Genomic DNA, 15,895 nt, shown 5'->3' with positions numbered 1-15,895 from the left:
TCACTGCGCTGCAATCTGCTGCACCTATGATCGGGCGCCTGGTGGTGGTCGGTCTGGGGTTGATCGGTGGTTCGTTTGCCAAAGGCTTGCGTGAAAGCGGTGTGTGCCGCGAGGTGGTCGGGGTTGATCTCGATCCGCAATCGCGCAAGCTGGCGGTCGAGTTGGGCGTGGTGGATCGTTGCGAAGACGACCTGGTGGCGGCTTGCCAGGGCGCGGACGTGATCCAGTTGGCGGTGCCGATCCTGGCCATGGAAAAAGTCCTGGCCCGTCTGGCCGGCATGGACCTGGGGCAGGCGATCCTGACGGATGTCGGCAGTGCCAAGGGTAATGTGGTGCGTGCGGCGACCGAAGCGTTCGGCGGCATGCCGGCGCGTTTCGTGCCTGGGCATCCGATTGCCGGCTCCGAGCAGAGCGGGGTGGAAGCCTCCAATTCGGAGCTGTTCCGTCGTCATAAAGTGATTCTGACCCCGCTGGAGCAGACCGATCCGGCCGCCCTGGCCGTGGTTGATCGCTTGTGGCGCGAGCTGGGCGCCGACGTCGAGCACATGCAGGTCGAGCGTCACGATGAAGTGCTGGCCGCGACCAGTCATCTGCCGCACCTGCTGGCCTTCGGTCTGGTCGATTCGCTGGCCAAGCGCAATGAAAACCTTGAGATCTTCCGTTACGCTGCGGGCGGTTTCCGTGATTTCACAAGAATCGCCGGAAGCGACCCGGTCATGTGGCATGACATCTTTCTCGCCAACCGCGAGGCTGTCCTGCGCACACTCGATACATTTCGCAGCGACCTCGACGCTTTGCGCGACGCGGTCGATGCAGGGGATGGGCACCAATTGTTGGGCGTCTTCACGCGCGCCCGGGTTGCCCGCGAGCATTTCAGTAAAATCCTGGCCCGCAGGGCCTATGTGGACGCTATGAATTCCAACGATCTGATTTTCCTGGCTCAACCTGGTGGCCGCCTGTCCGGTCGGATTCGCGTACCGGGTGACAAATCGATTTCCCACCGTTCGATCATGCTCGGTTCTCTGGCTGAAGGCGTCACCGAAGTCGAAGGCTTCCTCGAGGGCGAAGACGCCCTGGCGACCTTGCAGGCGTTCCGTGATATGGGCGTGGTCATCGAAGGCCCGCATCACGGCCGCGTGACCATCCATGGTGTCGGCCTGCACGGCCTGAAGCCTGCGCCGGGCCCGATCTATCTGGGCAACTCCGGTACTTCGATGCGCCTGCTGTCCGGCCTGCTGGCCGCGCAGGACTTCGACAGCACCCTGACCGGTGATGCGTCGCTGTCCAAGCGTCCGATGAATCGCGTCGCCAACCCGCTGCGGGAAATGGGCGCCGTGATCGAAACCGCTGCCGACGGTCGTCCACCGATGACCATTCGTGGCGGTCACAAGCTCAAAGGCCTGACCTACACCATGCCGATGGCCAGCGCCCAGGTTAAATCCTGCCTGCTGCTGGCGGGCCTGTACGCCGAAGGCAGGACCACCGTCACCGAGCCGGCACCGACCCGTGACCACACCGAGCGCATGCTGCGCGGCTTCGGCTATCCGGTGAGCGTTGACGGTGCCACGGCATCGGTTGAGTCCGGTGGCAAGCTGACCGCGACCCACATCGAAGTGCCGGGCGACATCTCGTCGTCGGCGTTTTTCCTGGTGGCTGCGTCGATCGCCGAAGGTTCGGAGCTGGTGCTCGAACACGTCGGCATCAACCCGACCCGTACCGGCGTGATCGACATCCTGCGTCTGATGGGCGCCGACATCACTCTGGAAAACCAGCGTGAAGTGGGTGGCGAGCCGGTAGCGGATCTTCGTGTACGGGCAGCTAAACTCAAAGGTATCGAGATTCCGGAAGCGCTGGTGCCACTGGCCATCGACGAATTCCCGGTGCTGTTCGTGGCCGCGGCCTGTGCTGAAGGGCGCACCGTGCTGACCGGCGCCGAAGAGCTGCGGGTCAAGGAGTCTGACCGTATCCAGGTCATGGCGGACGGTTTGCTGGCGCTGGGCGTCAAGTGTGAACCGACCCCGGACGGCATCATCATCGACGGCGGCCAGATCGGCGGCGGCGAAGTGCATGGTCATGGCGATCACCGTATCGCGATGGCTTTCAGCGTGGCCTCGCTGCGCGCCACGGCACCGATCCGCATCCATGACTGCGCCAACGTCGCGACATCGTTCCCGAACTTCCTGGCGCTGTGCGCGCAGGTCGGTATTCGTGTGGCGCAAGAGGCTCAGTCGTGAACAACATTGCACCGGTCATCACCATCGACGGGCCAAGCGGCTCGGGCAAAGGCACCGTAGCCGGGATTCTGGCCAAGCGTCTTGGCTGGAACCTGCTGGACTCCGGTGCGTTGTATCGCCTGCTGGCGTTCGCGGCGCACAACCATGGTGTGGACCTGACCAATGAAGAGTTACTGAAGAAACTGGCCGCTCATCTGGATGTGCAGTTCATCGCGGCGACCGACGGTCAGTTGCAACGCATCATTCTGGAAGGTGACGAAGTCAGCGATGTCATCCGCACTGAAAGCGTCGGTTCCGGCGCTTCGCAGGTGGCTGCATTGCCCGCCGTGCGCGAGGCGCTGCTGCAGCGTCAGCGTGCATTTCAGGAAGCGCCGGGTCTGGTGGCCGATGGTCGCGACATGGGCACGGTGGTGTTTCCCGATGCGCCACTGAAGATTTTCCTGACCGCCAGTGCCGAGGAGCGGGCACGCCGCCGATATTTGCAGTTGAAGGGCAAAGTCGAGGGTGTTAGTCTGTCGAGTCTGCTAGATGAGATCCGTGCGCGCGACGAGCGTGACACCCAGCGAGCGGTGGCCCCGCTCAAGCCGGCGGCCGACGCGATACAGCTGGATTCCACGGAGTTGTCCATCGATCAGGTGCTTGAACGCATCATGAGTGAGATCGCCATTCGCGATATCGCCGGGTGACCAAGAAGGCCGCAGGGGACCAGTCATAGTCCTGTGACGCTTCTTTTAAATGAAACTAACCCACATTGTCTGGGATGTGGAGATGGGCGTATTTTTCGCCCTAATCAACAGGAATTAAAATGAGCGAAAGCTTTGCGGAACTCTTTGAAGAAAGCCTAAAGACCCTGAACCTTCAGGCAGGCTCCATCATCACCGGTGTTATCGTTGATATCGATTACCAGGCTCGCTGGGTAACCGTTCACGCTGGCCTGAAGTCCGAAGCACTGATCCCGCTGGAGCAGTTCTACAACGACGCTGGCGAACTGAACATCAACGTCGGTGACGAAGTTCACGTTGCGCTGGACTCGGTTGAAGACGGTTTCGGTGAAACCAAGCTGTCCCGTGAAAAAGCCAAGCGCGCTGAATGCTGGATCGTTCTGGAAGCAGCCTTCGCAGCCGAGGAAGTGGTCAAGGGCGTTATCAACGGTAAGGTTAAAGGCGGCTTCACTGTCGACGTTAACGGCATCCGTGCGTTCCTGCCAGGTTCCCTGGTTGACGTCCGTCCAGTGCGCGACACCACGCACCTGGAAGGCAAAGAGCTGGAATTCAAGGTCATCAAGCTGGACCAGAAGCGCAACAACGTTGTCGTTTCCCGTCGCAGCGTCCTGGAAGCCGAGAACTCCGCCGAGCGTGAAGCTCTGCTGGAATCCCTGCAGGAAGGCCAGCAAGTCAAAGGTATCGTCAAAAACCTCACCGATTACGGCGCATTCGTCGATCTGGGTGGCGTGGACGGCCTGCTGCACATCACCGACATGGCCTGGAAGCGCATCAAGCATCCTTCCGAGATCGTCAACGTTGGTGACGAAATCGATGTCAAGGTTCTGAAATACGATCGCGAACGCAACCGTGTTTCCCTGGGCCTGAAACAGCTGGGCGAAGATCCATGGGTTGCTATCAAAGCCCGTTACCCAGAAGGCACTCGTGTTACCGCTCGTGTAACCAACCTGACCGACTACGGCTGCTTCGCTGAGCTGGAAGAAGGCGTTGAAGGTCTGGTACACGTTTCGGAAATGGACTGGACCAACAAGAACATCCACCCTTCGAAAGTCGTACAAGTCGGCGACGAAGTGGAAGTCATGGTTCTGGACATCGACGAAGAGCGTCGTCGTATCTCCCTGGGCATCAAGCAGTGCAAGTCGAACCCATGGGAAGACTTCTCTGGCCAGTTCAACAAGGGCGACAAGATCTCCGGCACCATCAAGTCGATCACCGATTTCGGTATCTTCATTGGTCTGGACGGCGGCATCGACGGTCTGGTTCACCTGTCCGACATCTCCTGGAACGAAGTGGGCGAAGAAGCCGTACGTCGTTTCAAGAAGGGCGACGAGCTGGACACCGTTATCCTGTCGGTTGACCCGGAGCGTGAGCGTATCTCCCTGGGTATCAAGCAACTGGAAAGCGATCCGTTCTCCGAGTACGTCTCGGTTAACGACAAAGGCGCAATCGTTACTGGCACCGTGAAAGAAGTTGACGCCAAAGGCGCCATCATCGTTCTGGCCGACGACATCGAAGCGACTCTGAAAGCCTCCGAAATCAGCCGTGACCGCGTTGAAGACGCGCGCAACGTTCTGAAAGAAGGCCAGCAAGTAGAAGCCAAGATCATCAGCGTTGATCGTAAGAGCCGCGTAATTCAGCTGTCGATCAAATCGAAAGACGATGCTGAAGAGAAAGAAGCCATCCAGAGCCTGAAAGCAGCTCCGGAAGGCGAAGCAGCTGACACCACTATGGCGGCACTGCTGCGTCAAGCAATGGCCAAACAGAACTGAGTTCTGTCTGATCATGAAAAAGGGCGACTTCGGTCGCCCTTTTTTGTGCCTGCGATTTGGTGGGGGCTGCTTTCTGGTCAATCGGTGAAACCATTTCCTTGGCCGGGAGGTCTGTTTCTTTAATCGGATCAATCGTCTATTCGCGTCTAGGCTTAGGCTGAAGATCGCAGTAGTCGGGCAGGCGCCTGGCATAAGGATGTGAATGAACAAGTTTATAGTTCTGGTGGGTATGTTGGTCTTGGCGGGATGTACTACCAGCGCCAAGACCCATGCGGTGCGCGGAGTGAGTGGCATTGAGGTTGACTGCTCCGGCTTGGGTTCCGGTTGGGAGCGGTGTCAGAAGCGCGCCGCCAAGGAATGCAAGGGGGCAGGTTACAAGGTGATCACGCGTTCTGATGATGCTCGGGATGACGATGAGTTTCCCTTCGGCTTCAATCCTGCCGGCTACGTGACTCGCACCATGTTGGTGATCTGTCGGTGAGCGCTGGCCAGGCTGTAATTCGATGCCCTGAAAACGGGCGTTGTGGCGAGTTGGAAGATATGTCAAGCCCTGGGCTGTTCAAAATCTTCCGGGCGTGCTAAAACCTTTCAAGCGCTGACCTAGCTGCTTGAAAAAGAAGGGAAAAATATGACGAAGTCGGAGTTGATCGAACGAATTGTCACCCATCAAGGGCTGCTCTCATCCAAAGATGTGGAGTTGGCCATCAAGACTATGCTTGAGCAAATGTCCCAGTGTCTGGCCACGGGGGATCGTATCGAGATCCGTGGTTTTGGCAGCTTTTCCTTGCATTATCGCGCGCCGCGAGTCGGTCGTAACCCAAAGACCGGCCAGTCTGTCAGTCTTGACGGCAAGTTTGTTCCGCATTTCAAGCCAGGCAAAGAGTTGCGTGATCGCGTGAATGAAGAAGAGGAGGAGGGGGTTTGACGGTCACCGTTACGCGAGGAGCCGCTCATGAGTAATCTCAAGCGCATTTTGCTTTCCGTATTAATTTTATTGCTTGTATTGGCGATCCTTGCGTTCGTTCTCGAAAATCAGCAATCGGTCTCCCTGTTGTTTCTTGGTTGGGCAGGGCCGCAACTTCCGGTATCAGTGATTACGGTTGGTGCATTGCTGGTGGGTATGCTGATCGGGCCGTTTTTTGGCTGGTTTCTGAGACGTTCGTCCAGAGCTTCACCCAAGCGTCTGGTCTGATTGCGACATTGAAGGAAAGGCGAACTAAACTTTAGCCACAGCTTGTCTATATCCATTAGTAAAACGTTCATTAAGCTGTAAAATGCTGCGCTTGTTCGATAGTGGCATATTCCCACGTCGGTACAAACTGACTCTGGTCAGAAGCCCCGGCTGGATTGATGGCTTTTGCGTTCATGGATTAGACAGTGCTCGGTTGGCAGCCCTGTCAGCAACTCAAGGGTATGGTTTCGCGTGAAAATTCTAGTAACCGGCGGCGCCGGGTTTATCGGCTCGGCAGTCATCCGTCATATCATTTCCAATACTACCGACGCAGTGATCAACGTCGATAAGCTGACGTATGCGGGTAACCTTGAGTCGCTGGCTGAAGTCAGCGGTAATTCGCGCTATGCATTCGAACGCGTCGATATCTGCGATCGTGAGCAGATCGACCGTGTTTTGCGTGAGCATCAACCAGATGCCATCATGCACCTGGCTGCGGAATCTCATGTCGATCGCTCGATCAGTGGTCCGTCCGAGTTCATTCAGACCAACATCATCGGTACTTACACTCTGCTGGAAGCTGCTCGCCACTATTGGGCGGCACTGGATGATGTGCGTAAAGCCAACTTCCGTTTCCATCATATTTCGACCGACGAAGTTTACGGTGATCTTGAAGGCCCGGAAGACCTTTTCACCGAAACGACGTCTTATCAGCCAAGCTCGCCTTATTCGGCCAGCAAGGCCAGCTCCGATCACCTCGTTCGCGCCTGGGCTCGCACTTATGGTCTGCCGACATTGGTGACCAACTGCTCGAACAACTACGGCCCTTGCCACTTCCCGGAGAAATTGATTCCGCTGATCATTCTCAATGCACTGGAAGGCAAACCTCTGCCGGTTTACGGAAAAGGCAATCAGGTTCGCGACTGGCTGTATGTCGAAGACCACGCCCGTGCGTTGTACAAAGTCGTGACCGAAGGCGTCGTCGGCGAGACATACAACATTGGCGGCCATAACGAAAAACAGAACATTGAAGTAGTGAACACGCTGTGCGCACTGCTCGATGAGCTGCGTCCAGACTCGGCGCATCGTCCTCATGCAAGCCTGATCACTTACGTGCAGGACCGCCCTGGTCACGACCAGCGCTATGCGATCGATGCAAGCAAGATTCAGCGCGAGCTGGGCTGGACTCCGGAAGAAACATTCGAAACCGGCATTCGCAAGACTGTTGAATGGTACTTGAACAATACTGACTGGGTCGCTCACGTGAAGAGCGGCAGTTACCAGCAGTGGATTGATCAAAATTATGCGGATCGCTCAAACAAGGCATGAAAATCCTCCTGCTGGGTAAGAACGGCCAGGTCGGCTGGGAGTTGCAACGCTCTCTGGCACCACTGGGCGAGCTGATTGCACTGGATCGTCATTCAGTCGATGGATTGAGTGGTGATTTATCGAATCTTGAGGGTTTGCGTTCGACGATCCGCCAGATAAAGCCTGATGTCATTGTCAACGCAGCGGCTTACACCGCCGTTGACAAGGCCGAGACTGAAGTCGAGCTGGCAGCGCGCGTCAATGCTCAGGCGAGCGGTGTCCTGGCTGAAGAGGCTGCGGTCCTTGGCGCCTGGCTGGTTCACTACTCGACCGACTATGTCTTCAGTGGGCAAGGTGTCACGCCTTGGCAGGAAACGGATAGCGTAGCGCCGGTCAACGCATACGGTGCGAGCAAGCTGGCCGGCGAACAGCTCATCACCGCGTCGGGTTGCAAGCATCTGATTTTCCGCACGAGCTGGGTATATGGTGCGCGCGGCAGCAATTTTGCCAAGACCATGTTGCGTCTTGCCGCTGATCGCGAAAGCTTGAACGTGATCGCCGATCAGATCGGTGCGCCAACCGGTGCGGACCTGATTGCGGACGTCACCGCGTTGGCCATTCGCCAGGCCTTTCAGCGCCCTGAACTGTCGGGGTTGTATCACCTGGCAGCCAGCGGTGAAGTGTCCTGGCATGGCTATGCCAGCCACGTGATCGCATTTGCCAAGGCCAATGGCGAACAGCTTGCCGTACAGGCCGTGAACCCGATCGATACCACTGCTTATCCGACCCCCGCGCGCCGGCCGCTGAATTCACGTTTGAATACTCAGAAGCTACGCGACAATTTTTCTCTACACTTGCCGGATTGGCAAAGTGGTGTAACCCGAATGCTTAGGGAAGTTCTGAACAAATGACCACGATTAATCGCAAAGGGATCATTCTCGCCGGTGGTTCGGGCACGCGTCTGCACCCGTTGACCCTCGGTGTGTCCAAGCAGATGCTGCCGATCTACGATAAACCGATGATCTTTTATCCGTTGTCGGTGCTGATGCTTGCAGGGATGCGTGAGATCCTGATCATCTCCACGCCACAGGACCTGCCATGCTTCCAGAAGCTGCTCGGTGATGGCAGCCTTTATGGCATTCAGCTGACGTACGCAGAGCAACCAAGCCCGGATGGTCTGGCGCAGGCCTTCATCATCGGTGAAGAGTTCATCGGCAAGGATCCATGCTGTCTGATTCTGGGCGACAACATCTTTTACGGTCAGCACTTCTCGGACAATCTGCGTTCGGCCAGCTCACGGCAGCAGGGCGCTACCGTATTCGGTTATCACGTTTCCGATCCGGAGCGTTTCGGTGTCGTCGAGTTCGACGAAAGCGGCCGTGCGCTGAGCATCGAAGAAAAGCCGCTGAAACCGAAATCCAACTATGCCGTCACCGGCCTGTACTTCTACGACAACGATGTCGTGGAAATTGCCAAGGGCATCAAGCCTTCCGTACGTGGTGAGCTGGAAATTACCGACGTCAACCGTGCTTATCTCGACAAGAAGACGCTGAAAGTCGAAATGCTGGGTCGTGGTTTCGCTTGGCTGGATACGGGGACTCACGAATCGCTGCTGGAAGCCAGTCACTTCGTTCACACCATCGAGCACCGTCAGGGCTTGAAAGTCGCTTGCCTGGAAGAGATTGCCTACAACAATGGCTGGATTACCTCTCAGCAATTGGCGGCCCAAGCGAATGCCCTGAAAAAGACCGGTTACGGTCAGTACCTACAGAAGTTGCTGGATTCGCCGTCCCGCTGAGCTGAGCGTCATTCGCTCGAACAGTCGCGTTTAACAGTGCAAGCGGGAACGGCATGCCAGTAAAACATCCGAAGGTCGCGGTTTTGCTGGCTGCCTACAATGGCATGCAGTGGATCGAAGAGCAGTTGGCTTCGATCCTTGCGCAGTTAGCCGTCGACGTCACCATTTATATCAGCATTGATCCATCCGACGATGGCACCAAAGCCTGGTGCGCGGCTTATGCTGCTGTGCACCCCAATATCGTTTTGCTCCCCGATGCCGGCAGGTTCGGCGGTGCATCCCGCAATTTCTTCCGCCTGATTCGTGACGTCGATATTGACGCTTACGACTTCGTGGCATTCGCCGATCAGGACGATCGCTGGCATGCAGACAAATTGCAGCGCGCAACGAGCACGTTGTTGCGTGAAGGGTGCGACGCCTACTCCAGCAATGTGCTGGCCTTCTGGCCGGACGGCAAGACTCATGTACTGAACAAGGCCCAACCTCAGGTTCAATGGGATTTCCTGTTCGAAGCCGCAGGTCCCGGCTGTACCTATGTGATGAGCAAGCCTCTTGTCCGCTCCCTGAAAGCTTCCATGCTCGCGCAATGGGATGCATTGCAGCATGTCAGCCTCCATGACTGGTACTGCTATGCCTTCGCTCGCAGTCATGGTTTTCGCTGGTACATCGACCCGCTGCCTTCAATGGACTATCGCCAGCATGAGCGTAACCAGGTAGGTGCCAACAAAGGTTTGAGTCCGCTGATTGCGCGCTATAAAACCATTCATGATGGATGGTGGTTCAGTCAGGTGCGGATGATTGCAACCCTGGTTGGCCAGGATCAGACAACGTTTGTCCAAAGCTGGCTGCCGTTGCGACGTCTGCAGTTGATCGGGTTGTCGTTCAGCGCCTGGCGATGCCGTCGGCGCTTGCGAGACAAGGTCTTTTTCTTTTGTATTTGCTGGGCTACGGCGCTGATAGGAAACCATGTGAAATGAAAGTCCCCAAGGTGATGATAACCGGGGCAAATGGTCTGGTCGGCGAGGCGCTGGTTTTCAGGCTGCTCCTGGACAAGCGGTTCGAACCTGTTGCAACAGCCAGGGCAGCTACCCGTTTGCATGGCTTGTGTTCGGTCGTTCCTTTTGATCTGACAGCTGAACAGGCATTGCCAGTGCTTGATCAGATCCAGGTTCTAGTGCATGCCGCAGCCCGTGTGCATGTCATGCACGAGATGGCTGACGATGCGCTGCTGGAGTTTCGCAAGGCCAACGTACAGGGCACCTTGCGTCTCGCTCGTGGCGCGGCAGAGGCGGGGGTCAAGCGCTTTGTCTTTATCAGCTCGATCAAAGTTAACGGCGAGAGCACGCCTGCGGGTAAGCCCTTCAAGGCTGATGATGTCCCTGATCCTCAGGATCCTTACGGCGTTTCGAAGCATGAGGCTGAAGAGGCGCTTAGGCAACTGAGTCGCGAGACGGGCATGGAAGTGGTCATCATCCGTCCGCCGCTGGTCTACGGGCCGGGTGTCAAGGCCAACTTTCTGAGCATGATGAACTGGCTCGACAAGGGCGTTCCCCTGCCGCTGGGGGCGATCAGGAATCAGCGCAGCCTGGTTGCCATCGGCAACCTGGTGGATCTGCTGGTTACGTGCATCGACCACCCTGCGGCTGCCGGTCAGGTGTTTCTGGCCAGCGATGCCGACGACGTTTCGACAACTCGCCTGCTCGAGTGTCTGGGACAGGCCCTGGGAAGGCAGCCCCGCTTGTTGCCCGTCCCCCAATGGTTGCTGATTGCCGGTGCATCACTCCTGGGCAAGCAGGCTGTCGCAAAAAGAGTCCTCGGCTCACTGCAGGTGGATATAAGCAAAAACCGTGAACTGCTGGGCTGGACCCCTCCAGTCAGTTTGCACAAGGCAATGCGTCAGACCGCTGACCACTTTCTGGATAATCTGAAGAAATGATGCTTTCCGGGCTGCTACTGGCAGCATTTCTCGTCTCGTGGACGATGACGCTGATTTTGCGGCGATATGCGTTGGCAAAGAGCCTGATCGATATTCCCAATGAGCGCAGTTCGCATTCGATCCCCACTCCCCGTGGCGGCGGAGTGGCGATCGTGCTGACGTTTGCGTTGACCTTGCCGGTTCTGTCGAGCATCGGTCTCATTGCTACGCAGGCACTGTTTGGATTGCTGGGGGCCGGGCTGCTGGTCGCGCTCATCGGTTTTGCCGATGACCATGGGCATATTGCGGCTCGCTGGCGTCTGCTCGGGCATTTCATTTCAGCAGCATGTGCCTTGTTCGGGCTGCATGGCCTGGGGCCGGTAGATGTGTTCGGGAACACGATCGATCTGGGCTGGGTCGGCAATATACTCGCGGCGTTTTACCTTGTGTGGATGCTCAATCTGTACAACTTCATGGACGGTATTGATGGTCTGGCCAGTGTGCAGGCGATCTTCGTCTGCCTTGCAGGCAGTCTTGTCGGGTGGATGAGCGGGAATGTTTCGTTGATCGGCGCACCCTTGCTGCTGGCGGCGGCGGTGGCCGGATTTCTGGTCTGGAATTTTCCACCTGCGCGTATTTTCATGGGCGACGCCGGCAGTGGATTCCTCGGGCTCATCCTCGGTGTTCTATCGCTTGAAGCAGGTCGACAGGCCCCGGATCTCTTGTGGAGCTGGCTGATCCTGCTTGGCGTTTTTGTCGTTGACGCTACGGTGACGCTGTTCACGCGATTGTCTCGTCGAGAAAAGATCTACCAGGCGCACCGCAGTCACGCCTATCAGTATGCTTCCCGACATTACGCAAGCCATAAAACAGTGACGCTGGGTGTGCTGGGGATCAATCTGGCGTGGTTGCTGCCTATGGCGGTGCTGGTGGCTGGAGGCTTGCTTGATGGCTTGAGCGGCCTGATCATCGCCTACATTCCTCTGGTTGTCCTGGCCATGCGCTTTAAAGCAGGGAGGCGAGAGCAGGCTCAGGAGAAAGGCTGAAAAGATTGTGGCCAGGGCCCCTTTGGATCCCACGAAGTGACATGCAAAGCATGTAAACTGCGCGAAAAATCTGCCAAATAAAAATTCAGCATCAGGTGAAGGAATGTCTCCAAAATTATCGGGGCGAATAGTTTTTCTCGACTATATGCGCGTTTTTGCGTTCATGAGCGTATTGATCGGCCACAAGTTGGAAGCGCCGTTGCAAGCATTTATTGCTGACGGAACACGACATGTAACGCTCAGGTTTTTTGCAGAAATGCTCTATCCGCTGTGTGTGGGAGGCGCAGCGGGGGTGGTTGTATTCTTTCTGACATCCGGTTACATCATTACGCATGTACTGCAGATGGAAGCGCCACTGGAATTCATGATCAAGCGCTTCTTTCGTATTTATCCGCTTTATATGGTTGCCGTCATTCTGGAGTGGTGCATGTGGCACCACTTGAACGGGGCTCCGTTCCCTTCCTTGTCGGTACTGGTTCCTCAATTACTGTTGATCGGAGATTTCTTTCAGACGCCACATACACTCTCTGGCGTTGAGTGGACATTGCGCATTGAGGTGATGTTCTATGTGTTCATGGCGATACTGAAGGCTTTGGGTCTTTTCAAAAACCAGAAATGGATGCCCTGGGTGCTCACGGGAAGTGCATGCGTGCTGTATCTGCTGCCTCAAATACCGGCTAAAGAGGTATGGGTGCACGGTTACTTCACTCTCTACGCACCGTTCCTCTTCATGGGGGGCTTGGTTTACCTGATTCAGACAGGCAGTGCCAATAAATATGCCTGTGTCATGTCGATTGGTTTTATGTTTGTGGTCTTCCTGGTTCTTATTTCCCGCTTTCACCCTGCCTGGAGTCAGAATCACTATGCATTGTTGGCGCTGATTATATTTCTGGCAGGATGGGCGTTTGGGGCAAAGTTGCCGGATGGGAAAGTTTTGCGCACGACGTCGGATCTGACGTACTCCGTTTATCTTTTCCATAACTGGCTTTGGACCTATCTGGCGATCCTTGTGGAAAGTCACGGATTGAAGTCCATCTCCGTCAATTTGCAGGTATTTATACTTCTTATTGTTTTCTGTTTTATGATGCATAAGCTCGTTGAGCTGCAAGCTATAAAGATTGGTCGAAAAGTGCTGGGTGTCTACAAGCGCCGCGCGCAGTTGAAGACACCCGATAACGTTCTCGTGGTGTCGCAGTCAGCTTGATTTAGCGGAATAGAAAAAGCCCAGTCACTGACTGGGCTTTTTTGTTCTCTTGTCAGAGGTCGAAACAATCAGGATTTCGTTTTGCAGATCCGGTATCAACGAGGCTGGCTATTGATCAGGTCCGCTGAATCAAATCGAGCTTCCCAGCTGTTTTCGTCTCTGAAGCGATCCGTGAAGTCACTGGAAGTCCTGTACGCCAGAGCCTTGTCGATCATCGGCGCAAGTTCTTCCGCGTTATCGCACAGATAGACACCGTCCTGCCCGCCCCGAAATGCCATTTCGCCAAAACCTGTCGAGATGATCGGTAAGCCCAGTGCGCGATACTCGTAGTATTTGATCGGATCCACGGATGAGGTCAGTTCATTCCTGAGAAACGGAATGACCGCGACATCGAAAGACAGCATGGTCTTCAGCGCATCCTGGTGACTGCACGGAGGAAACAGTTTCAGATTGGATGGAAGTTTTGTACTGCAGGGATTGAAGACCGGGCCGACGATATGAACATCGTCGTGAGGCCGGGATTGCGCCAGTTGAATGATCCAGTTCCAGTCAAACCAGGCGCCGACCGTACCCAGGTAACCAAAGGTTGCTGGCGATACTTCCGAATACTGGCTTTTCGCGGTAGGCAACAGAGCGACATCGAGCCCGTTTGGCACAAACCTGACATTCGGGTTGATGTGTTGCCACTTTTTGCGAAGTTTTGTGGAGGACGCCAGTACGATATCGGCGGCGCTGCCGATCTGGCGTTCACGGCGTGCCATCGCCGCTCTGGAGATCCCGGAAAAGAACGTTGGAAAGTCATCCATCGCATCGTAAATGCACGGGTGATTCTTCAGTCGTTTCAGCACTCGCAAGGCGAGTGTCGTCGGTTTGCCGAAAACCACCAGCACGTCAGGAGACTGGCCGAACTCCTCCACGGTCTTGAGGATGCCGGACCAGTAAAGCGTCTCGTTGATCAGGCCGGAGCCTGGCAGCGGTTCGATTGGCAAGGCCCGGGGCTTGACCACGGTCAGCCAGGGTTCCTGGTTGTCGCTTTCGGTTTTGTCGCTGACACCGATTTTCTTGAAGTCGGCCAGGCACGGAAAGCGACCAGGATATGGTTCCAGCCACAATACTTCGCCGCCGGTCTTTTCATGGAACCAGCGGGCGAACTTCTGGGGCCGCTGGGCAAAGCTTGCCCAGGGCACCGGAGACAGGTAAATCAGACGCATCAAGCACAGAACTCTTTGAGCACCGCCACAATGCGCTCGGCACCTTTGCCGTCACCGTAAGGGGAAACGCCGCGGGCCATGGCTTTGTAGGCCTCTTCGCTGTCCAGCAGCGTCTGTGCTTCCTGGAGAATGCGCTCGCGGTTCGGACCGACCAATTTGACGACGCCCATTTCCACGGCTTCCGGACGTTCGGTTTCGTCGCGCAGAACCAGTACCGGAATGGCCAGCGCCGGCGCTTCTTCCTGTACGCCACCGGAGTCACTGATGATCAGGTAAGCCTTTTTCATTGCGGCGATGAACGGCGCGTAATCGAGCGGCTCGCACAGAATGATGTTGGGAACGTCACCCAGCACTTTGTAGGCCGTGTCCTTGACGTTCGGATTCGGGTGCACCGGGTAGAGAATCTGTACGTCCGAATTGCGCTTGGCCAGGGTCTTGAGGGCCTCGCAAATCTCTTCGAAAGGCTTGCCGAAGTTCTCGCGGCGATGCGACGTCACCAGGATCAGGCGTTTGCTGTCATCAAGCTCGATGCCCAGGTTCAGATCCTTGGCGGCTGTCATCAGCAAAGCGTCGATGACGGTGTTGCCGGTGACCGTGATGTCTTTTTCCGCAAACCCTTCCTTCAGCAGGTTCGCCTTCGAGCTTTCGGTCGGAGCAAAGTGCCAACGGGTCAGGCTGCCAGCCAGTACGCGGTTGGCTTCTTCCGGGAACGGGTTCTGCATGTCCCAGGTACGCAGGCCGGCTTCAACGTGGCCAAACGGAATCTTGTGATAGAAGCATGCCAGGGCCATCGCGAACACCGTGGTGGTGTCACCTTGAGCGAGCACGACGTCGGGTTTTTCTTCCAGCAGCACCTTGTCCAGTTCCAGCAACAAGCGTGCGGTCAGCTCTGTCAGGTTCTGGTTGGGCTTCATGATGTTCAGATCGATATCCGGCTTGATACCGAAGAAGTCCATGACCTGATCAAGCATTTGTCGATGCTGGGCCGTTGCCAGAACGCGGACGTCAGCCCACGGCTCTTGCTGGAGTGCCAGAATGACGGGGGCCATCTTGATGGCTTCTGGGCGGGTGCCGACCGTGCAAATGATTTTCATCGGGGTCTTTCCTTTGCGAATTGGGGCGAATTGACAAGCGGCTCAGGTGCGACGCAAAAACCAGCGGGTCAAAACGAAAGTAACAGGGATGGTCACGACAATGACGACCAGTGGTGCAACGCCCTGGGGGATCTCAAGGCGTTCGACGAAGACACTCAGCAGCACTGCCGACAACAGATATTGGGCCAGGTACACCAGCGGAAAGGCAAAAAAGCCTTTCCAGCTGACGGGTGTCCTGAACACGATCGTTGCGTTGAACCAGTACGAAAAAACGATACCGGTGGCAAATGCGAGGGCATACGCCACCTGGTAGGGCAGCACGATCTGCAAGCCGTAATACAAGGCGAAGGTAAAGGCCGTGTTGATGCCGCCGCCGATTACAAACTTGATCAGGTCGGTCAATGTCTTCTGTTTCGACATCCG

Annotated in this window: 16 protein-coding genes; 13 read left to right on the top strand and 3 right to left on the bottom strand. The window is 56.3% G+C overall.

What is annotated here, in order from left to right:
• Positions 1 to 26 precede the first annotated feature (26 nt).
• The 13 genes from CAF77_RS19445 (at position 27) to CAF77_RS19385 (ending at position 13,167) form a co-directional block, all read left to right on the top strand.
• Positions 27 to 2,234 (top strand): bifunctional prephenate dehydrogenase/3-phosphoshikimate 1-carboxyvinyltransferase, encoded by a 2,208-nt coding sequence (locus tag CAF77_RS19445; RefSeq protein ID WP_064384155.1) that lies wholly within the window; start codon positions 27 to 29, stop codon positions 2,232 to 2,234.
• Positions 2,231 to 2,920 (top strand): (d)CMP kinase, encoded by a 690-nt coding sequence (cmk, locus tag CAF77_RS19440; RefSeq protein ID WP_007973641.1) that lies wholly within the window; start codon positions 2,231 to 2,233, stop codon positions 2,918 to 2,920. The genes CAF77_RS19445 and cmk overlap by 4 nt, the downstream gene beginning before the upstream one ends.
• 119 nt (positions 2,921 to 3,039) lie before the next feature.
• Positions 3,040 to 4,725, top strand: a complete 1,686-nt coding sequence (gene rpsA / locus CAF77_RS19435) for a 30S ribosomal protein S1 (RefSeq protein WP_039770554.1) — start codon at positions 3,040 to 3,042, stop codon at positions 4,723 to 4,725.
• 202 nt (positions 4,726 to 4,927) lie between these two features.
• Positions 4,928 to 5,206, top strand: coding sequence for a hypothetical protein (locus tag CAF77_RS19430; RefSeq protein ID WP_064383392.1), 279 nt, complete (start codon positions 4,928 to 4,930; stop codon positions 5,204 to 5,206).
• 147 nt (positions 5,207 to 5,353) lie between these two features.
• On the top strand, positions 5,354 to 5,650 hold the full coding sequence (gene ihfB / locus CAF77_RS19425) for an integration host factor subunit beta (protein ID WP_003189779.1): 297 nt from the start codon (positions 5,354 to 5,356) through the stop codon (positions 5,648 to 5,650).
• 27 nt (positions 5,651 to 5,677) lie between these two features.
• A complete protein-coding gene (locus CAF77_RS19420; protein WP_064383390.1) occupies positions 5,678 to 5,917 on the top strand; it encodes a LapA family protein in 240 nt (79 codons plus the stop codon).
• Between the two features lie 231 nt (positions 5,918 to 6,148).
• The gene (gene rfbB / locus CAF77_RS19415; RefSeq protein WP_085655147.1) at positions 6,149 to 7,225 is read left to right on the top strand and encodes a dTDP-glucose 4,6-dehydratase; all 1,077 of its coding nucleotides are present in this window, start codon (positions 6,149 to 6,151) and stop codon (positions 7,223 to 7,225) included.
• Entirely contained in the window at positions 7,222 to 8,115 is an 894-nt protein-coding gene (rfbD, locus tag CAF77_RS19410; protein ID WP_064383384.1) for a dTDP-4-dehydrorhamnose reductase, read from the top strand. The genes rfbB and rfbD overlap by 4 nt, the downstream gene beginning before the upstream one ends.
• Positions 8,112 to 9,002: a glucose-1-phosphate thymidylyltransferase RfbA gene (gene rfbA / locus CAF77_RS19405; RefSeq protein ID WP_064383382.1), complete on the top strand. Its 891-nt coding sequence runs from the start codon at positions 8,112 to 8,114 to the stop codon at positions 9,000 to 9,002. The genes rfbD and rfbA overlap by 4 nt, the downstream gene beginning before the upstream one ends.
• Positions 9,003 to 9,055: 53 nt before the next feature.
• Positions 9,056 to 9,979 carry a glycosyltransferase gene (locus tag CAF77_RS19400; protein WP_064383381.1) on the top strand — a complete coding sequence of 308 codons (924 nt, stop codon included), beginning with the start codon at positions 9,056 to 9,058 and terminating at the stop codon, positions 9,977 to 9,979.
• Positions 9,976 to 10,938: an SDR family oxidoreductase gene (locus CAF77_RS19395; protein ID WP_064383380.1), complete on the top strand. Its 963-nt coding sequence runs from the start codon at positions 9,976 to 9,978 to the stop codon at positions 10,936 to 10,938. Before CAF77_RS19400 ends, CAF77_RS19395 begins: the two co-directional genes overlap by 4 nt.
• Positions 10,935 to 11,963 carry a glycosyltransferase family 4 protein gene (locus tag CAF77_RS19390; protein WP_064383378.1) on the top strand — a complete coding sequence of 343 codons (1,029 nt, stop codon included), beginning with the start codon at positions 10,935 to 10,937 and terminating at the stop codon, positions 11,961 to 11,963. Before CAF77_RS19395 ends, CAF77_RS19390 begins: the two co-directional genes overlap by 4 nt.
• Positions 11,964 to 12,066: 103 nt before the next feature.
• Entirely contained in the window at positions 12,067 to 13,167 is a 1,101-nt protein-coding gene (locus tag CAF77_RS19385; protein ID WP_064383376.1) for an acyltransferase, read from the top strand.
• Between the two features lie 95 nt (positions 13,168 to 13,262).
• Here CAF77_RS19385 and CAF77_RS19380 read toward each other — a convergent pair whose 3' ends face one another.
• Genes CAF77_RS19380 through CAF77_RS19370 form a run of 3 tightly spaced genes read right to left on the bottom strand, consistent with a single transcriptional unit; the run spans position 13,263 to position 15,892 of the window.
• Positions 13,263 to 14,378 (bottom strand): hypothetical protein, encoded by a 1,116-nt coding sequence (locus CAF77_RS19380; protein WP_064383374.1) that lies wholly within the window; start codon positions 14,376 to 14,378, stop codon positions 13,263 to 13,265.
• On the bottom strand, positions 14,378 to 15,472 hold the full coding sequence (gene wecB, locus CAF77_RS19375; protein WP_064383372.1) for a non-hydrolyzing UDP-N-acetylglucosamine 2-epimerase: 1,095 nt from the start codon (positions 15,470 to 15,472) through the stop codon (positions 14,378 to 14,380). The genes CAF77_RS19380 and wecB overlap by 1 nt, the downstream gene beginning before the upstream one ends.
• A gap of 42 nt (positions 15,473 to 15,514) precedes the next feature.
• Entirely contained in the window at positions 15,515 to 15,892 is a 378-nt protein-coding gene (locus CAF77_RS19370) for a GtrA family protein (RefSeq protein ID WP_084777060.1), read from the bottom strand.
• Positions 15,893 to 15,895: the final 3 nt, after the last annotated feature.

The organism is Pseudomonas sp. R15(2017) (assembly GCF_002112685.1).
Lineage (GTDB): Bacteria > Pseudomonadota > Gammaproteobacteria > Pseudomonadales > Pseudomonadaceae > Aquipseudomonas > Aquipseudomonas glycinae.
The sequence above is the reverse complement of the archived record's forward strand: the minus strand, read 5'-3'. Positions and strand labels throughout refer to the sequence as shown.

Coding starts and splice junctions, on each gene's coding strand:
- CAF77_RS19445 (WP_064384155.1), top strand. CDS start 27: ATGATCGGGCGCCTGGTGGTGGTCGGTCTGGGGTTGATCGGTGGTTCG.
- rpsA (WP_039770554.1), top strand. CDS start 3,040: ATGAGCGAAAGCTTTGCGGAACTCTTTGAAGAAAGCCTAAAGACCCTG.
- CAF77_RS19430 (WP_064383392.1), top strand. CDS start 4,928: ATGAACAAGTTTATAGTTCTGGTGGGTATGTTGGTCTTGGCGGGATGT.
- ihfB (WP_003189779.1), top strand. CDS start 5,354: ATGACGAAGTCGGAGTTGATCGAACGAATTGTCACCCATCAAGGGCTG.
- CAF77_RS19420 (WP_064383390.1), top strand. CDS start 5,678: ATGAGTAATCTCAAGCGCATTTTGCTTTCCGTATTAATTTTATTGCTT.
- rfbD (WP_064383384.1), top strand. CDS start 7,222: ATGAAAATCCTCCTGCTGGGTAAGAACGGCCAGGTCGGCTGGGAGTTG.
- rfbA (WP_064383382.1), top strand. CDS start 8,112: ATGACCACGATTAATCGCAAAGGGATCATTCTCGCCGGTGGTTCGGGC.
- CAF77_RS19400 (WP_064383381.1), top strand. CDS start 9,056: ATGCCAGTAAAACATCCGAAGGTCGCGGTTTTGCTGGCTGCCTACAAT.
- CAF77_RS19395 (WP_064383380.1), top strand. CDS start 9,976: ATGAAAGTCCCCAAGGTGATGATAACCGGGGCAAATGGTCTGGTCGGC.
- CAF77_RS19390 (WP_064383378.1), top strand. CDS start 10,935: ATGATGCTTTCCGGGCTGCTACTGGCAGCATTTCTCGTCTCGTGGACG.
- CAF77_RS19385 (WP_064383376.1), top strand. CDS start 12,067: ATGTCTCCAAAATTATCGGGGCGAATAGTTTTTCTCGACTATATGCGC.
- CAF77_RS19380 (WP_064383374.1), bottom strand. CDS start 14,378: ATGCGTCTGATTTACCTGTCTCCGGTGCCCTGGGCAAGCTTTGCCCAG.
- wecB (WP_064383372.1), bottom strand. CDS start 15,472: ATGAAAATCATTTGCACGGTCGGCACCCGCCCAGAAGCCATCAAGATG.
- CAF77_RS19370 (WP_084777060.1), bottom strand. CDS start 15,892: ATGTCGAAACAGAAGACATTGACCGACCTGATCAAGTTTGTAATCGGC.